The sequence below is a fragment of the Stenotrophomonas panacihumi genome, assembly GCF_001431645.1.
GTDB classification, from domain to species: Bacteria; Pseudomonadota; Gammaproteobacteria; order Xanthomonadales; family Xanthomonadaceae; genus Stenotrophomonas_A; species Stenotrophomonas_A panacihumi.
Window position 1 is genome coordinate 184,387 of the sequence record NZ_LLXU01000058.1, and the last position, 14,795, is coordinate 199,181.

Below are 14,795 nucleotides of genomic sequence, written 5' to 3' on the forward strand. Positions count from 1 at the left end.
CGGGCGCGATGCCCGCCAGCGGTCACGACTGCGGCTGGGCCTTCGGCACCACCGCGCGGGCGGCGATGATGCCCAACTCGTAGAGGATGCACATCGGGATGGCCAGCATCAGCTGGGAGACCACGTCCGGCGGGGTCAGCACCGCGGCGATCACGAAGATGCCGACGATGGCGTAGCCGCGGCCCTGGCGCAGCTGGTCCGGCGTGACCCAGCCCAGCAACGCCATGATGACCAGCGCCACCGGCAGCTCGAAGCTGGTGCCGAAGGCGAAGAAGATCACCAGGACGAAATCCAGGTAGGCGTTCGCGTCGGGCGTGAGCGCGATGACGTCCGGGGTGAAGGTGGTCAGGAAGTGGAAGACCGCCGGCAGCACCAGGAAATAGGCGAACGCGCAGCCGGTGTAGAACAGCGCCACGGCCGAGGCCAGCAGCGGCAGGGCCAGGCGCTTCTCGCGCTGGTAAAGCCCCGGGGCCACGAAGGCCCACGCCTGGTACAGCAACCACGGCACCGCAATGAACAGCGCCACGAAGAGGGTCAGCTTCATCGGCGCGAAGAACGCACCGGCCGGGTTCATCGCGATCATCGTCTGCCCGGCGGGCAGCTGCGAGACCAGCGGGCGCGCCAGCCAGCTGTAGATCTGCCGGGTGAAGGGCAGCAGGCACAGCAGCACCACGCCCAGGCCCAGCAGCGCGCGCACCAGGCGGGCGCGCAGTTCGATCAGGTGTTCGATCAGGCTGCTCTCGGCCTGCAGGTCGTCCGGGGCGTTCACGGCTGCTTCTCGGGCGGGGCCGGTTCGGCGGGCGGCGGCGTGGCCGGCGTTTCGGCCACCGGCGCCGGCGCGGCGTCGCTACCGGTGCGGATGTCCACGTCGCGCGCGACCTCGTCGTGCAGCGCCTGGCCATGTTCGCGCACCTGCTCGTGACCTTGCCGCATCTGCGACTCGGCCTCGCGCAGCGAGCTCTGCACGCTCTGCAGGTTGCGCTTGAGTTCCTCGGCCTCGAGCTCGCGCTCGAGTTCCTGCTTGACCGAATCCCACTGGTTGCGCGCCCGGCGCACCCACAGGCCGGCGAACCGCGCGGCCTTGGGCAGGCGCTCGGGACCGAGCACCACCAAGGCCACGATGGCGATCAGCAGCAGTTCGCTGAAACCGATGTCGAACACGTGCCGACGCCCTCGCCCGCGAGATCAGCGACCGTCGCGGTCGCGTTCGCGCTCGTTCTGCGCCTGCGTGCTGTCGGCGTCGCGGGTCTGGTCGTTGAGCTGCGCCGGACGGTCATCGTCGCGCATGCCCTTCTTGAATTCCTTGACCGCGGAGCCCAGGTCCTTGGCGCCGCTGGTCAGGCGCTTGGTACCGAAGACCAGCAACACGATCACCAGCACGATCAACCAGTGCCAGATGCTCAAACCGCCCATGATCTGCTCGCCGCTTACCGTGAAAGGACACTCAGGATAGCGCACCCCCGCCGGGACGGGGGTGCTGACTTTCAGGGCTTGCCATCCAGCGTTTCAGTGCGTACTTCGCCCTCGCCCACCGGCTGGAAACCCGGCTGCGGCGCGTTGGCCGGCGCGGCCTGCAACGGCGCGGTGCTGGCCTCCTGCGGGGCGGCCGGCGCCGGGCCGTTGACCGGCACGGCGGCGGTGCGCGGGGCCGGCGCCGGGGCGCCTTCGCCGCGGTTGCTGCGCGCGGTGTAGGTGGCTTCCTCCAGGCGGTCGCGGAAGGCGATCACGTCGGTGGACGGCTGCTCGGGCGAGCGGCCTTCGAAGATCATGCGCGGCGTGCTGCCGGTGCCGTAGGCATTCAGGTCGGCCTCGTCGTCGATCTGCAGGATGGCGCCGTCCAGCGCCACGCCGGCGAACAGGCCACGGGCACGCGACCACGACCAGATTTCGGCCTTGAGCTGGCCATCGGTGGCGGCGGCGGCATTGCGGCCGACCGGGCCGGCGGCCACGCCGGCGTCGGCGCCGAGGGTGAACTTGCCGTTGACGATGTTGTCCAGGCTGCGGTCGTTGCGGAACACCAGCACCACGTCGGAAGACTGCACGCCGGCCTGGAAGCCGATGCTGCCGCCGGTGAGCTTGACGAACACGGGCTGCGACCAGCTGCCGTCGGGGTTCTTCATCGACATCAGGCCGTGGCCGCGGCGGCCGCCGATGACCAGGCCGGCCTTGATGGTGTCCGGGATGACGACGATCGCCCGGGCTTCGTCGAGCAGCTTGTCGGGGATGGACTGCTCGGGGATCTTCTGGATCTCGTTGAGCACCCGCACCGCGTTACGCGCGCGCTGGTCTTCCTCGGGGCCGGCGATGGCATGGCCGGCGGCGAACGACAGGGACAGCAGCAGGGCAAGACGCGACAGGCGGGGCATGACGGGCTCCAATGAACGATCGCGGAAAGATAAGGCAATGGCCGACGTTAGTCGCGCCGGGGTGAATCGCCCATTAGCGCGCGTGCCGGGCCAGCACCCGTTCTATCGCGTCCATCGAGCACATGGGAGGGCGCCGGCGCGGCTGTCCTGCCACAATGGGGTCATGTCCGACGCATCGAAAACCGCCCTGCTGGCCGTCAACCTGGGCACGCCCGACGCGCCCACTCCCCAGGCGGTACGACGTTACCTGGGCGAATTCCTTGGCGACCCGCGCGTGGTGTCCATTCCGCATTGGCTGTGGAAGCCCCTGCTGCATGGGTTGATCCTGCCGCTGCGCGGGCCGCGTTCGGCGGAGAAATACGCGCAGGTGTGGCTGCCGGGCGGCTCGCCGCTGGCGGTGCACACCGCGGGCCTGGCGCAGGCCCTGCAGGCGGCACTGCCGGCGTGGCGGGTGGATTGGGCGATGCGCTACGGCGAGCCCGCGCTCCTGCGCGCGTTGGACCGGCTATTGGATGCCGGCATCGCCCGCATCGTGGTGCTGCCGCTGTACCCGCAGTACTCGACCACCACCACCGCCTCGGTGCAGGACGTGGTGGATGCATGGCGCCAGCGCCACCCCGACGTCCGCGTGGACGTGGTGCGCGACTACGCGGAAGACCCGGCCTGGGTGGAGGCGGTCGCCGCGTCGATCCGCGCGCACTGGGACGCCCACGGCCGTGGCCAGCGCCTGATGTTCTCCTTCCACGGCCTGCCGCAGCGCGTGGCCGACGATGGCGACCCCTACCCGCAACGCTGCGAGGCCAGCGCGCGCGCGATCGCCGCGGCGCTCGGCCTGGAAGACGACCAGTGGCAGCTCGGCTACCAGTCGCGCTTCGGCCGCGAGCGCTGGCTGCAGCCGTATGCCGAACCCGCGCTGTGGGCGATGGCCGAGTCCGGCGTGCGCCGCATCGACGTCGTCTGCCCGGGCTTTGCCACTGACTGCCTGGAAACGCTGGAGGAAGTGGCGATGGGCTTCTCCCACACGCTCGCCGAGCGTGGCGCGGAGCTGCGTTACATCCCCTGCCTCAACGCCGCCCCGGCGCACGCCGCCGCGCTGGCGGCATTGGCCACGCGCGTTTGATGGGCGTGCACGAGTTCGCCTGCACCCTGCCCTTCGGCGAGCTGCGCGGCCTGCGCTGCGGCCAGCCCGGCGGGCGCCGCGTGCTGGCCATGCACGGCTGGCTCGACAACGCCGCCAGCTTCCTGCCGTTGGCCGGCGAGCTGCACGGGCTGGACCTGGTGATGATCGACCTGCCCGGCCACGGCCATAGCGCCGCCCTGCCGGCCGGCAGCGAATACACGATGATCGGCGCGATCAACAACGTGCTGGCCGTCGCCGATGCCTTGGGCTGGGAGCGCTTCACCCTGCTCGGCCATTCGATGGGCGCGGGCATCGCCAGCCTGGTCGCCGCGGCGGTGCCGGCGCGGATCGAAGCGCTGGTGGTGATCGAAGCACTGGGCGGGCTGGGCGAGCAGGTGGAAAACACCGCCACGCGCCTGCGCGAGAGCGTGGAGGCCGCGCATGCGTTGTCGGGCAAGCCGCTGCGCGTGTTCCCGAACCTGGAGGCGCCGGTGCGCGCGCGCATGATGGCCAACCAGCTCAGCGAAGCCAGTGCGCGCCTGCTGGTGGAACGCGGCGTGCGGGCGGTGCCCGGCGGCTACAGCTGGGGCAGCGACCAGCGCCTGACCCTGCCCACCGCCGTGCGCATGACCGAAGCGCAGATCGACGTGCTGGTGGAAGCGGTGGAATGCCCGACGCTGGTGATCTTCGCCACGCCGGCGCAACCCTATTTCCCCGAGCCGCTGCGCACCCGCCGCGCGCAGCTGCTGCGCGATGGCCGGCTGCACGTGCTGGCGGGCACGCATCACCTGCACATGGAGCAACCGGGGGAAGTGGCGGCGTTGATCCAGGCGTTCCTGGATACGCCACGCGGTTGAATCACGCCGGCTGCAGGAGCCGGCGCAGCTGTGCCTTGAGCGAACGCCCCTGGCGCTGGAAATATTCGCGCTCCACGCGCCACAGCGGAAAACGCGTTTCCACTTCATGCCAGAAGGCCGGCGAATGGTTGGCCTGGATGAGGTGGCAGAGCTCGTGCACCAGCACGTATTCGAACGCTTCCGGACGCCCCAGCACCAATGCCAGGTCCAGCGCCATCGTGCCGTCCGGTGCCAGCGAGCCCCACTGCGAGGACATCACCTTCACCCGCACCCGCGAAGGCGCGCGCGGCAGGCTGGGCAGGTAGCGCGGCAGCCAGCGGCCGACGTCGGCCCGGGCCTGGGTTTCGTAGAAGTCGCGCAGGGCACGCACCATCAACGGCGTGCCGGCACGCGCGGGGAGATGGAAGTGGATGCCTTCGGCGTCCTGTTCGATGCGCGTGTAGCGGCCGGCATGCCAGTGCAGCGGCAGCAGCTCGCCACGCAGCGGCAGCTGCTGGCCCGGCACGTCGCGCTCCAGCGCGGGCAGCAGGGCATCTTCCGCATAGCGCGCCAGCTGGGTGGCGAGCCACTGCCGGTGTTCGTGCAGGAAGCGCTCGCCGGCCACGAGGCTGGCACGCGTGGGCAAGGTGAGACGCGCGCCACGCTCGTCGACACTCAGCTTGATGCGCCGCGCACGCGGGTCGCGCACGCGCAGCACGTCGATTTCCTGTTCGTCATCCAGGCGCAGGCGCACGCAGTCGCGCTGCAGGGTGCGCGGCGATGCGGCGATCAGTCGGGGGAGGAACTTCGCCATGGCACTGACAGCATACGCCCGTCGTGGGCGCATGCGTCACCTCCGGTCAGGCCTCCGCCTTGCTCAGCTTCAGCGCGTCTTCGAGTAGGAGAAACAGCCGGCGCACTTCGGCACTCATCAGCGCGAAGCGCGCGTCCAGTTCGGCGCGCACGCCGTCCTGGTCGGCGTTTTCTAGCTGGTCGAGCGCGCCGTCGAGGAACTTCAGCTTGCGCACGCCCAGGTCATCGCCGAGGACGAAGGAGACATGGTCATCGAGCACCAGCGCGAGCTTGGTGACCTGCTTGCCGGCCTCCAGGTGCTTGTCGATTTCCTCGCAGCGCAGCTCCTGGTGCTGGCACTTCACCACCGCGCCGCCTTCGATCGGATCCTTCATCTCGCACTCCTCGCCCAGGCTGAGGCCTTCGGGCAGGGGCTCGCCGGCGATCCAGCCGGTGAGGATCGAACGCGGCGCGACTTCCGCATTCAGCGGCAGCGCCGGGAACGAACCGAGCAGGCCGCGGATTTCGGACATCACGTTCTCGCCGGTCTTGCGACTGGAAGTGTCCACGGCCACGTAACCGTGTTGCAGGTCGAGCATGGCGTCGGTGCGCGAGCTCTTCACGAAGGCGCGCGGCAGCAATTCGTGGATGAGGTCGTCCTTCAGTCGCTTGCGCGCCTTGCCGCCGGGGCGGCGGCCTTCCTTCTCCTCGATCTCGGCGACCTTGCGCGCGAGCAGGTCGTTGACCACCGAGCCCGGCAGGATCTTGTCCTCGCCGCCGACGGTGAGCCAGAGGAATTCGGCGAGGCGGTGCGAGAGCACCTCCTGTTCATCGCGGCCAAACGGCGAGATGAACCCGCGCGAGGTCATCTCCAGCGGGCCGACCGGCTTGAGCAGGGCTTCGGGGAGGAGCTTGTCGATTTCGGAGAAGTCGAGCGTGGTGGGGAAGCGGAAGAACGTCAGGTTGCGGAAGAACATCGAGTATCCATTCGGTGGAGCCGATCCGGCGCGGGCGCGCGCGGAACAGGGAATGCGTCAGTCGTGCGCGGGGCCTTCGCCACCGGCCAGCCAGGCATGCGCGTCGGGCAGCGGCGCGTCGTGCCTGCGGCCCAGCGCCATGAAATCGAACAGGGTGTTGTCGGCCAGGTGGGAGGGACGGATGTCGCCCATGGCGCGCGCGATCTGCTCGATGCGGCCGGGGCTGTCCTTCTCCCACTGCTTGAGCATCAGCCCGACCTGGCGGCGCTGCAGGTTTTCCTGGCTGCCGCACAGGTTGCACGGGATGATCGGGAACTGCCGCGCCTGCGCGTAGTCGACGATGTCGCGCTCGGCCACGTAGGCCAGCGGGCGGATCACCACGTGCTTGCCGTCGTCGCTGCGCAGCTTGGGCGGCATGCCGGCGAGCTTGGCGTGGTGGAACAGGTTCATGAAGAAGGTGGCCACCATGTCGTCGCGATGGTGGCCCAGCGCGATCTTGGTGAAGCCTTGCGCTTCGGCATACGCATACAGCGCGCCGCGGCGCATGCGCGAACACAGCGAGCACATCGTCTTGCCTTCCGGGATGACGCGGCTCACCACCGAATAGGTGTCCTGCTCGATGATGTGGTACGGCACGCCCAGCGCGCGCAGGTAGTCCGGCAGCACGTGCTCCGGGAAGCCAGGCTGCTTCTGGTCGAGGTTGACGGCGACCAGCTCGAACTCGACCGGCGCCTTGCGGCGCAGCTGCAGCAGGACGTCCAGCAGGGTGTAGCTGTCCTTGCCGCCGGACAGGCAGACCATGACCTTGTCGCCCGCCTCGATCATGCCGAAGTCGGCAATGGCTTCACCGACCTGGCGGCGCAGGCGCTTGGCCAGCTTGGCCTGCTCGCGTTCGGCCACGCGCGGGTCGCGGCGTGGCGGCAGCGGATCGGGAAGGGAGATGACGGCGCTCATGGCGCCATTCTACCGGGTCGGGCCGCGCCGCCGGCGCGCGCGGCCGGCGCGGGGCTGCCATGCGACGGCCATGCCGGCCGGTGTAAGCTCGAAGCCGATGGAGACGCCCGATCCCGCCACTGTCGTCGAACGCCTGGACGCGCTGCGCCGCGAGCATCGCGCGCTCGACGAGGAAATCAGCCGCCGCGTCATCGACCTGGCGCAGGACGAGCTGACCATCAAGCGCATGAAGAAGCGCAAGCTGCAGCTGAAGGACTGCATCGCCCGGCTGGAAAGCGCGCTGATCCCCGACGAGCCGGCCTGACGGGCGCGGGCCGGCGCGGGGTTTGCCCGCGCGGCCTCAATCCTGCGCGGGCGCTTCTTCCGGCTTGGCCGCCGCCGGGCTCACCCGCTCGATGGTGTGGCGCAGTTCGCGGCCGAGGATGAACTTGGCGTCCTTGGCCCAGGTATCCAGCCGCTCGTCGAACACCAGCTTGCTGTTCTCGTCCGGCCACACCAGCCGCAGCTCGCGCATCTTCTGGATGAAGCCGCGGAACAGGCTCTTGTCGAAGAACTCCGGCGCGGCCGGGGCGTACAGCAGGCTCAGGCGCTGCGCGGCCTGCTGGCACAGGCTTTCCAGCTCACCGGCGCCGAGCGTGCCCGGGCCGTTCTTCACCAGCACCGAGATGGCGATGTAATAACGCTCGAACGCCTGCTGCAGCGAATGGCCGATGGCGCGCAGGCGGAACACCTCGTCCGTCTGCCCGGTGTTGCGCGCCAGGATGCCGCCGTCGTCCTCGTTGACGTTCATCAGCAGGCCTTCGCGCACGAACACGTCGATGGTCTGCTCGATGCGGCCGGCGAACTCGTCCTCGGTCCACGGCAGGAACAGCTCGGTCTGCAGGAACGGATAGACGGTACGGCCCAGGCGCACCAGGCCGGCGCGGCTCATGCGGCGGTTGTTCTGGAAACAGCACGCCACCCACGACGACGCCGTGAACAGGTGGATGACGTTGTTGCGGAAGTAGCTCAGCAGCACCGCGGTATCGCCGCTGACGCTCAGCACGTCGCCCAGCGGATGCGGCGTGCGGGTGAGCACGGCGATTTCCTCGGCGTGGGCGATGATGCGTTCGGGCGAATGCGGCGTGACCGTGACGCGGTCCGAGTACGGCATCTCGACCAGCAGCTTCTTGCACAGTTCGATCTGCGCGATCAGGTCGGCCTCGCCCATCGCATGCTTGGGCGTGGAGAGCAGGGCCAGCGCCAGCAGGTTGATCGGGTTGACGTCGGCGGCGCCGTTGACGTGCACCTGGATCTGGTCGGCCAGGCTGTCGACCGCGCGTGCGAGCCAGCTCGGCTTTTCGTCCTCGGGCACGGGCTGGCCATCCCACTCGGGGGCCTCGCGGGCGAGCACGTCGTTCAACGCGATCGGCTCGCCGAAATTCACCACCACCTGGCCGTAGTTCTGCTTGAGCACCTTGGGGATGCCCCACAGCAGCGCCCAGATCGATTCCTTCTCCTTCGGCCGGCCGCTCAGCTCGTCGAGGTAGCTGTTGCCTTCCATCAGCTTCTCGTAGCCGATGTAGACCGGCTGGAACAGCACCGGCTTGCGCGGCTGGCGCAGGAAGGCGCGCAGCGTCATGGCGATCATGCCGCCCTTGGGCTGCAGCAGGCGGCCCGTGCGCGAACGGCCGCCTTCGACGAAGTATTCGATCGAGTAACCGCCGCCGACCAGCTGGGCGACGTATTCGCTCAGCACCGCCGAGTACAGCGCGTTGCCCTTGATCGAGCGGCGGATGAAGAACGCGCCGCCCTTGCGCAGCAGCGTGCCCACCACCGGCAGGTTGAGGTTGATGCCCGCCACGATGTGCGGCGGCACGATGCCGCGTTCGTACAGCAGGTACGAAAGCAGCAGGTAGTCCATGTGGCTGCGGTGGCTGGGCACGTAGACCACTTCATGCCCGGGCGCGGCCTGCTTCACCTTGTCCAGGTGGTGGACCAGCACGCCGGCGTAGATGCGGTTCCAGACATGCGTGAGCAGGAAGCTGGCCGAGCGCACCACCGGGCTGGAGTAGTCCGCGGCGATCTCCCACGCATAGGCATGCGCCTTGCGCCAGGCATCGACCGGCTTGCTGTTGTCGCGCTTGGCCTGCACGGCGATGGCTTCGCGCACCGGCTCGGCGGCCAGCACCTGGTCCACCAGCAGGCGGCGGGTGGACAGGTCCGGGCCGATCACCGCCTCGCGGATGCGGCGGAAGTGCGTGCGCAGCACGCGCTGCAGCTTGCGCAGGGTGCGCTCGGGCGGCAGGCCTTCGTCCACCGTCTGGCGCAGCGAGATCGGCGGGGCGAAGCGCACGATGGTGGTGCGGCCGTTGAGCAGCACCGAGAGCAGGCGGCGGAAGCGGCCGACCAGCGCCCAGTTTTCCGAGAACAGCACGGCGAACCAGCCGCTCTGCTTGTCCGGCGCGCGGCCGACGAAGATCGACACCGGCACCAGGTGGACGTCCAGGTCCGGGCGCGCGCGATGCGCCTGCAGGAGCTTGGCCAGCGAATCGGAGTGGGTCTTGGCGCCGCGCTGCTCGGGAATGATCGAGTTGCTGCTGCTGCGGCGCGACAACGCCAGGTAGGCGCGCTTGCGCTGCAGCGGGTCGCCCGGCAGCGGCACCAGCGGCGAGGGCAGGCCGGCCTCGCGGCAGGCCTTGTCCAGGATCAGCGCGTTCGACAGGCCGTAGTCTTCGAGCACGTATACGACCGGGCGGCCGTCGTCGTACTGGCCCGGCTGCTCCGGCTCGATCGTCAGGCCAAGCCAGGGATCGGCCAGGCGGCCCAGCAGGCGGGCCCACAGCGGGCGACGCGCCGGGCGCGGGATGGCGCCGGCGGCCATGGGCACGCGTGCGCTGGACGCCGGCACCGGGGCGGGCGTCGGGGTCTGGGGGCGGTCCGGATCGGGCTGGCCGTCCGGGAACGGCAGATTATTCTGTTCAGGCATCGGCGCCATTATGGCTTAGGCGGCTGTGCGGGCGCCGCCCCGGCCGGCGAGGCGGGGTGGAGGACCGCCTGCACTTCGTCCTGGATGCTGACCAGGTACCAGTGGCCGTCGATGCGTACGAGGCTGGCGCTGGTATCGACCTGCTCGGCCCCGAGCGGGTACTGCAGGTGCACCCGGGCCTGGTCGCCGTCCTGGGTCACCAGGCCGACGCGGGTTTCGTCCAGGCTGGCGTCCAGCGGCAGGCCGTAGCTGTCGAGCACGGCCTTGAACTCCTTGAGGAACGGCCCGAGGCGACGCAGGCTCTCCTCCATGCCGGCCGCCTGCATCGCGGCGGGGTCGGACAAGCCGGTGGCGCGGGCCGCCGCCACCAGGCGGGGAATCGCCGCCTGTGCATGCGGGCGCTCGGCCAGCGGCGCAGCGGAAGCCCATTCGGCCAAGGCGTTCACCAGCTGCACGTAATGGGCGCGCTGCTCGGGGCTGTAGTCGCCCTGGTTGCGCAGGTACTGCACGCCGAACAGGCCCAGCGAGTGCGCGGCCTGCTTGATGCCGGCGCCCTGCCCGGCGATCTGGGTGTCGAAGGTGCGCTGCAGGCGCTGCTCGGCGCCGGGGGCGGAGAGGTACTGCAGCATCGCTGGCACGTCCTCGCCCAGCGGCACGCTGCTCAGCGGCCAGCGGCTGTGGCCCTCGCGCCAGGCGGTTTCCAGCTGGGCGTACTGCGCCGGGGTGACGGCGGCCTTGGCGTAGCCCACCAGGTCGTTGGCGCGCAGGCGTTCGGCCAGCCCGCGCACGGTGGCGGCCGGTTCGGCGGTGGCGCCGGGCAGCTCCGCCGGCTCGCGCTTGCAGGCCGGCAGCAGCAGCGCGGCGGCCACCAGCAGCCAGGGCAACGGGCGCCACGATCTTGGCCAGATGGTCATCACGGACATGGATCTCGACTCCCCAATCGATGGCGCATCTTGCCGGGCGCCATGTGGCCCGGCAAGGCGTGAAGTGCAGTCGCGGCGGGCCGTGCGCCGATGTGACGCATTGCGTTGTCTTGCCGTGTCCTGTGTTGTCTTGCCGCTGTTACAGGGGCAGGCATAGTGCGACCGCGGAAATCGAATAGCGCGACCCAGCGCACATATTGCACTGCATCATGTAAACGTTTGCAGTTCCTGCTACGGTGCCGCCCCAATGCTGCGGGCGCCTTGTCATGGCAGGGCGCGCAGCAGGAAACGTCACGCCAGGGAGTGGGTCAGGACAGGACAACGGAAGGCAGGTCCATGCCTTCATCGGGAGGAACCGCAGTGCTTCCCCAACCCGACCACCGCTTCCGGGCGACGCCCGCGCCTCGCGCCGGCCACCGCCTGGAACCCAGACGCCACGCCGCCTGGCGCCCTGCCCCCGGCATGGGTGCGGTATCGCGCGCCGTCGTGGCTCGCCTCACAAAAATTTTCCAACGCTTGCACATAACCGCAAGACGTTCACATCCGACGTTGTATCCGTCTTACCCGTGAATAGAACCGTCATCCAATGCCAATGCCCGGCCCGGGAGGGGTCTTCGTGAAAACCATCCGAACCAAAGCCAATCTGCCAACCCGCAGCCTGCTGTGCTGCGCCCTGGCCGCCAGTCTGTTTGCCGCCGCTCCCGGCGCCTTCGCCCAGTCCGCCAATGCCAACCTGCGTGGCCAGGTGACCTCCCAGTCCGGCCCGGCCGCCGGTACCGAAGTGGTCGCCACCAACGTGGCCACCGGCGCCGTGCGCCGCGCCACCACCGGCAGCGACGGCAACTACACCGTGGTCGGCCTGCAGCCGGGCACCTACAAGGTGGAAGCCGGCGGCCGCGTGGAGACGGTGACCGTCACCGTGGCCTCCACCGCCACCCTCAACATCGCCACCGGTGGCGAAGCGGCTGCCTCGGGCGGCGCGGCCACCACGCTGGACGCGGTCAACGTGACCGCCCCCACCCTGCTGCAGGAAGTGCGCACCTCCGAGGTCGGCAAGACCGTCTCGCTGCGCCAGATCCAGACCACCCCGCAGGTGTCGCGCAACTTCCTCGAGTTCGCCGACGCGGTGCCGGGCATGGTCTTCACCCGCGACGCCAAGGGCAACACCTCGCTGCGCGGCGGCGCGCAGAACACCAGCGCCACCAACGTCTACATCGACGGCGTGGGCCAGAAGAGCTACGTCAAGGAAGGCGGCGTGGCCGGCCAGTTCGGCAGCGCGGGCAATCCGTTCCCGCAGCTGGCGATCGGCGAGTACAAGGTCATCACCTCCAACTACAAGGCCGAGTACGGCCAGGTGGCGAGCTCGGCGGTGACGGCGGCGACCAAGTCGGGCACCAACGAGTTCCACGGCGAGGCGTTCTACCGCTACACCGACGAGGACATGCGCGCCATGACGCCGGCCGAGCGGCAGGCGGGGCAGGACAAGGTCGCCTCGACCGAGAAGGAGTACGGATTCGCGCTGGGCGGTCCGATCGTGAAGGACATGCTGCACTTCTTCGCGACCTACGAAGCCAAGCGCTTCGACCTGCCCACCACCACGGTGCCTGATGCGGGCGCCTCCGGCGGCGTGCCGTTCCTGCCGGCCAATGCGGCCTCGCAGCTGGGCGCGGGCTTGCAGGAATTCCAGGAAGACCTGTACTTCGCCAAGATCGACTTCGAGCCGACCGACCGCGACCGCTTCGAACTCTCCTACCAGAACCGCGACGAGAACCAGGAAGGCTTCAGCGGCAGCACGGCGCGCTCGCACGGCGTGGTGAGCGAGAACACCGACGAGCGCTGGGCGCTGCGCTGGAACCACAGCGGTGACTGGTTCTACAACGAACTGCTGGCCACCCACGAAGATTCGTTCAACAACCCGCTGCCGATCACCGTCGGCAACGGCTACATCTACACGTATCCGAACGGGAACAGCGAAGCGACGATCGTCGGGATCGAGGGCGGCTCGCCGCTGTCGGCCCAGACCAAGGGCCAGAAGGGCTGGTCGCTGGAAGACAACTTCACGCTCAACGCGATCGAGTGGCACGGCGAACACACCATCAAGATGGGCGCCCGCTACAAGGATGTCGACCTGTACGCGGCCGACGCCCTGGATATCAATCCGCAGTTCTATTACACGGTCGGGACCCCGGGCTTCACCGGGGACACCCCCTACAAGGCGCAGTTCACCAAGCCGGTCACCGGCGTGGGCGGCCTGGCGCCGAGCGTGACGTCCAACGCCAAGCAGTACGGCCTGTATATCCAGGACGACTGGCAGGTCAACGACCACCTGATGCTCAACATCGGCGTGCGCTGGGACTACGAGAAGAACCCGTCGTACCTGAACTTCGTGACCCCGCAGAACGTGGTGGACGCGCTCAACAGCCAGGACCCGAACGGCCCGGCCGGCCAGACCTATGCCGATTCGCTGCGCGCCGGCGGCATCGACGTCAACGACTACATTTCCAACGGCCACAACCGCAAGGCGTTCGACGGCGCCTGGCAGCCGCGCCTGGGCTTCTCGTACGACCTCAACGCCGACGAGATGCACGTGATCCACGGCGGTGCCGGTCGTTCGTATGACCGCGACCTGTTCGACTACCTGCAGCTGGAAGTCACCAAGTCGGCGCTGCCGGTGGTCACCGTGAACTTCCAGGATCCGGCCACCGGCGCCTGCTACCGCGGCGCGGCGCCGTGCTATGCGTGGGATCCGGCGCTGCTCACCGGCGGCGTGGCGGGGCTGCAGTCGCTCATCGGCGCCACCAGCAATTCCGGTACCGAAGTCGACCTGCTGAACAACAACCTCAAGGCGCCCTACTCCGACCAGTTCAGCCTGGGCATGAGCAACCAGATCGGCGACTGGCTCACCGACGTGACCGTCACCCGCATCCTGAGCTACGACGGCTTCGGCTTCACGCTCGGCAACCGCTATCCGAACGGCAACTTCTGGGACAACCAGCAGCTGTGTAACGCGACCGCCGATCCGGGCCTGTCGCAGCCGTGGGGCTGTGGCGTGCCGGGCTTCGGTGGCCTGATCGTCGGCAACAACGGCATCAAGACCCAGACCACCCAGCTGCTGCTGTCGGCACAGAAGCCCTACACGAAGGAGAGCGGCTGGGGCACCTCGATCGCGTATACGTGGAGCAATGCCCGCCAGACCCGCGACATCAACGAGCACTACGCGTTCGATGCCGCCACGCTGGGCCAGTACCCGTGGGTCAAGTCCAATGCGGTGGCACGCCATCGCTTGGTCGCGACCGCGAACTACGACGGCTTCTGGGGCATCACCTTCGGCGGCAAGCTGACGCTGGCCACCCCGATTCCCAGCAATGATTTCCTGTGCGGCGACGCACCGGCGTTCGGTTCCAACGAACCGGCGTGCATCCCCACCGGCTTCAATCCGCAGGGCAACGGCAAGTTCCTGATCGGCGGCAAGATCTTCGGCTACCGCTCGGTGGACCTGCAGGCGACCAAGGACTTCAAGATCGCCGGCGACTGGACCGCGTATGCCCGCCTGGACATCATCAACGTGTTCAACTTCGACAACTTCACCAACATCATTTACGAGGACGCCAGCGGCAGGAAGATGGCGTACTACAACGAGCAGGGCGACATCGTCGGCGTGCCGCGTACAGTGAAGGTGGAAGTCGGCGTGAAGTTCTGAGGTCCCTCCTCCCGCTCGCAGGCGCCCATCGCCTGCAATCCGGGACCAGGACGCAAAAGCAGGCCCGCGGATCCGTCCGCGGGCCTTTGCTTTGCGCGACACATAAAAAAAGAGGCCGGATCACAAGGATCACAGCCTCCTCAAATACCGGCACAAGGC

General features: G+C 68.8%; 12 protein-coding genes and 1 pseudogene. 4 read left to right on the forward strand and 9 right to left on the reverse strand.

Going from position 1 to position 14,795, the window contains the following annotated elements:
• Window positions 1-22 precede the first annotated feature (22 nt).
• The 4 genes and pseudogenes from tatC to ARC20_RS05680 form a co-directional block, all read right to left on the reverse strand.
• Window positions 23-769 carry a twin-arginine translocase subunit TatC gene (gene tatC, locus ARC20_RS05665; protein WP_057645615.1) on the reverse strand — a complete coding sequence of 249 codons (747 nt, stop codon included), beginning with the start codon at window positions 767-769 and terminating at the stop codon, window positions 23-25.
• Between the two features lie 35 nt (window positions 770-804).
• Window positions 805-1,161, reverse strand: a pseudogene (gene tatB / locus ARC20_RS05670) (Sec-independent protein translocase protein TatB); the annotation flags it as partial.
• 24 nt (window positions 1,162-1,185) lie between these two features.
• Complete coding sequence (tatA, locus tag ARC20_RS05675; protein WP_057645616.1) at window positions 1,186-1,413, reverse strand: Sec-independent protein translocase subunit TatA; 228 nt, start codon at window positions 1,411-1,413, stop codon at window positions 1,186-1,188.
• A 71-nt stretch (window positions 1,414-1,484) separates the two neighbouring features.
• Window positions 1,485-2,366 (reverse strand): lipid-binding SYLF domain-containing protein, encoded by an 882-nt coding sequence (locus ARC20_RS05680; protein ID WP_057645619.1) that lies wholly within the window; start codon window positions 2,364-2,366, stop codon window positions 1,485-1,487.
• A gap of 163 nt (window positions 2,367-2,529) precedes the next feature.
• Between ARC20_RS05680 and hemH the strand changes: the two genes are divergently transcribed.
• Window positions 2,530-3,486: a ferrochelatase gene (gene hemH / locus ARC20_RS05685; RefSeq protein WP_057645624.1), complete on the forward strand. Its 957-nt coding sequence runs from the start codon at window positions 2,530-2,532 to the stop codon at window positions 3,484-3,486.
• Window positions 3,486-4,343, forward strand: coding sequence for an alpha/beta fold hydrolase (locus tag ARC20_RS05690; RefSeq protein WP_057645627.1), 858 nt, complete (start codon window positions 3,486-3,488; stop codon window positions 4,341-4,343). Before hemH ends, ARC20_RS05690 begins: the two co-directional genes overlap by 1 nt.
• Window position 4,344: 1 nt before the next feature.
• Here the strand turns inward: ARC20_RS05690 and ARC20_RS05695 are convergent, their stop codons facing one another.
• The 3 genes from ARC20_RS05695 to ttcA are packed head-to-tail and all read right to left on the reverse strand — an operon-like array spanning window position 4,345 to window position 7,045.
• Window positions 4,345-5,136, reverse strand: coding sequence for a YgjP family zinc-dependent metalloprotease (locus ARC20_RS05695; protein WP_057645630.1), 792 nt, complete (start codon window positions 5,134-5,136; stop codon window positions 4,345-4,347).
• A gap of 46 nt (window positions 5,137-5,182) precedes the next feature.
• The gene (locus ARC20_RS05700; RefSeq protein WP_057645633.1) at window positions 5,183-6,091 is read right to left on the reverse strand and encodes a recombination-associated protein RdgC; all 909 of its coding nucleotides are present in this window, start codon (window positions 6,089-6,091) and stop codon (window positions 5,183-5,185) included.
• A 57-nt stretch (window positions 6,092-6,148) separates the two neighbouring features.
• Window positions 6,149-7,045, reverse strand: coding sequence for a tRNA 2-thiocytidine(32) synthetase TtcA (ttcA, locus tag ARC20_RS05705; RefSeq protein WP_057645636.1), 897 nt, complete (start codon window positions 7,043-7,045; stop codon window positions 6,149-6,151).
• A gap of 97 nt (window positions 7,046-7,142) precedes the next feature.
• Here ttcA and ARC20_RS05710 point away from each other — a divergent pair, with 97 nt between their 5' ends.
• Window positions 7,143-7,349, forward strand: coding sequence for a YdcH family protein (locus tag ARC20_RS05710; protein WP_057645724.1), 207 nt, complete (start codon window positions 7,143-7,145; stop codon window positions 7,347-7,349).
• A 36-nt stretch (window positions 7,350-7,385) separates the two neighbouring features.
• Here ARC20_RS05710 and plsB read toward each other — a convergent pair whose 3' ends face one another.
• Together plsB and ARC20_RS05720 are read right to left on the reverse strand one after the other, a co-directional pair.
• Window positions 7,386-10,022 (reverse strand): glycerol-3-phosphate 1-O-acyltransferase PlsB, encoded by a 2,637-nt coding sequence (plsB, locus tag ARC20_RS05715; RefSeq protein WP_057645639.1) that lies wholly within the window; start codon window positions 10,020-10,022, stop codon window positions 7,386-7,388.
• Window positions 10,022-10,936: a hypothetical protein gene (locus ARC20_RS05720; RefSeq protein WP_057645642.1), complete on the reverse strand. Its 915-nt coding sequence runs from the start codon at window positions 10,934-10,936 to the stop codon at window positions 10,022-10,024. The genes plsB and ARC20_RS05720 overlap by 1 nt, the downstream gene beginning before the upstream one ends.
• A 592-nt stretch (window positions 10,937-11,528) precedes the next feature.
• Between ARC20_RS05720 and ARC20_RS05725 the strand changes: the two genes are divergently transcribed.
• Window positions 11,529-14,636, forward strand: coding sequence for a TonB-dependent receptor (locus ARC20_RS05725; RefSeq protein ID WP_057645643.1), 3,108 nt, complete (start codon window positions 11,529-11,531; stop codon window positions 14,634-14,636).
• The last annotated feature ends 159 nt before the right edge of the window (window positions 14,637-14,795 follow it).

Bases quoted from the DNA above. Each gene is read 5' to 3' on its own strand.
- tatA (WP_057645616.1), bottom strand. From the start codon at position 1,413: ATGGGCGGTTTGAGCATCTGGCACTGGTTGATCGTGCTGGTGATCGTG.
- ARC20_RS05680 (WP_057645619.1), bottom strand. From the start codon at position 2,366: ATGCCCCGCCTGTCGCGTCTTGCCCTGCTGCTGTCCCTGTCGTTCGCC.
- hemH (WP_057645624.1), top strand. From the start codon at position 2,530: ATGTCCGACGCATCGAAAACCGCCCTGCTGGCCGTCAACCTGGGCACG.
- ARC20_RS05690 (WP_057645627.1), top strand. From the start codon at position 3,486: ATGGGCGTGCACGAGTTCGCCTGCACCCTGCCCTTCGGCGAGCTGCGC.
- ARC20_RS05695 (WP_057645630.1), bottom strand. From the start codon at position 5,136: ATGGCGAAGTTCCTCCCCCGACTGATCGCCGCATCGCCGCGCACCCTG.
- ARC20_RS05700 (WP_057645633.1), bottom strand. From the start codon at position 6,091: ATGTTCTTCCGCAACCTGACGTTCTTCCGCTTCCCCACCACGCTCGAC.
- ttcA (WP_057645636.1), bottom strand. From the start codon at position 7,045: ATGAGCGCCGTCATCTCCCTTCCCGATCCGCTGCCGCCACGCCGCGAC.
- ARC20_RS05710 (WP_057645724.1), top strand. From the start codon at position 7,143: ATGGAGACGCCCGATCCCGCCACTGTCGTCGAACGCCTGGACGCGCTG.
- plsB (WP_057645639.1), bottom strand. From the start codon at position 10,022: ATGGCGCCGATGCCTGAACAGAATAATCTGCCGTTCCCGGACGGCCAG.
- ARC20_RS05720 (WP_057645642.1), bottom strand. From the start codon at position 10,936: ATGTCCGTGATGACCATCTGGCCAAGATCGTGGCGCCCGTTGCCCTGG.
- ARC20_RS05725 (WP_057645643.1), top strand. From the start codon at position 11,529: ATGCCCGGCCCGGGAGGGGTCTTCGTGAAAACCATCCGAACCAAAGCC.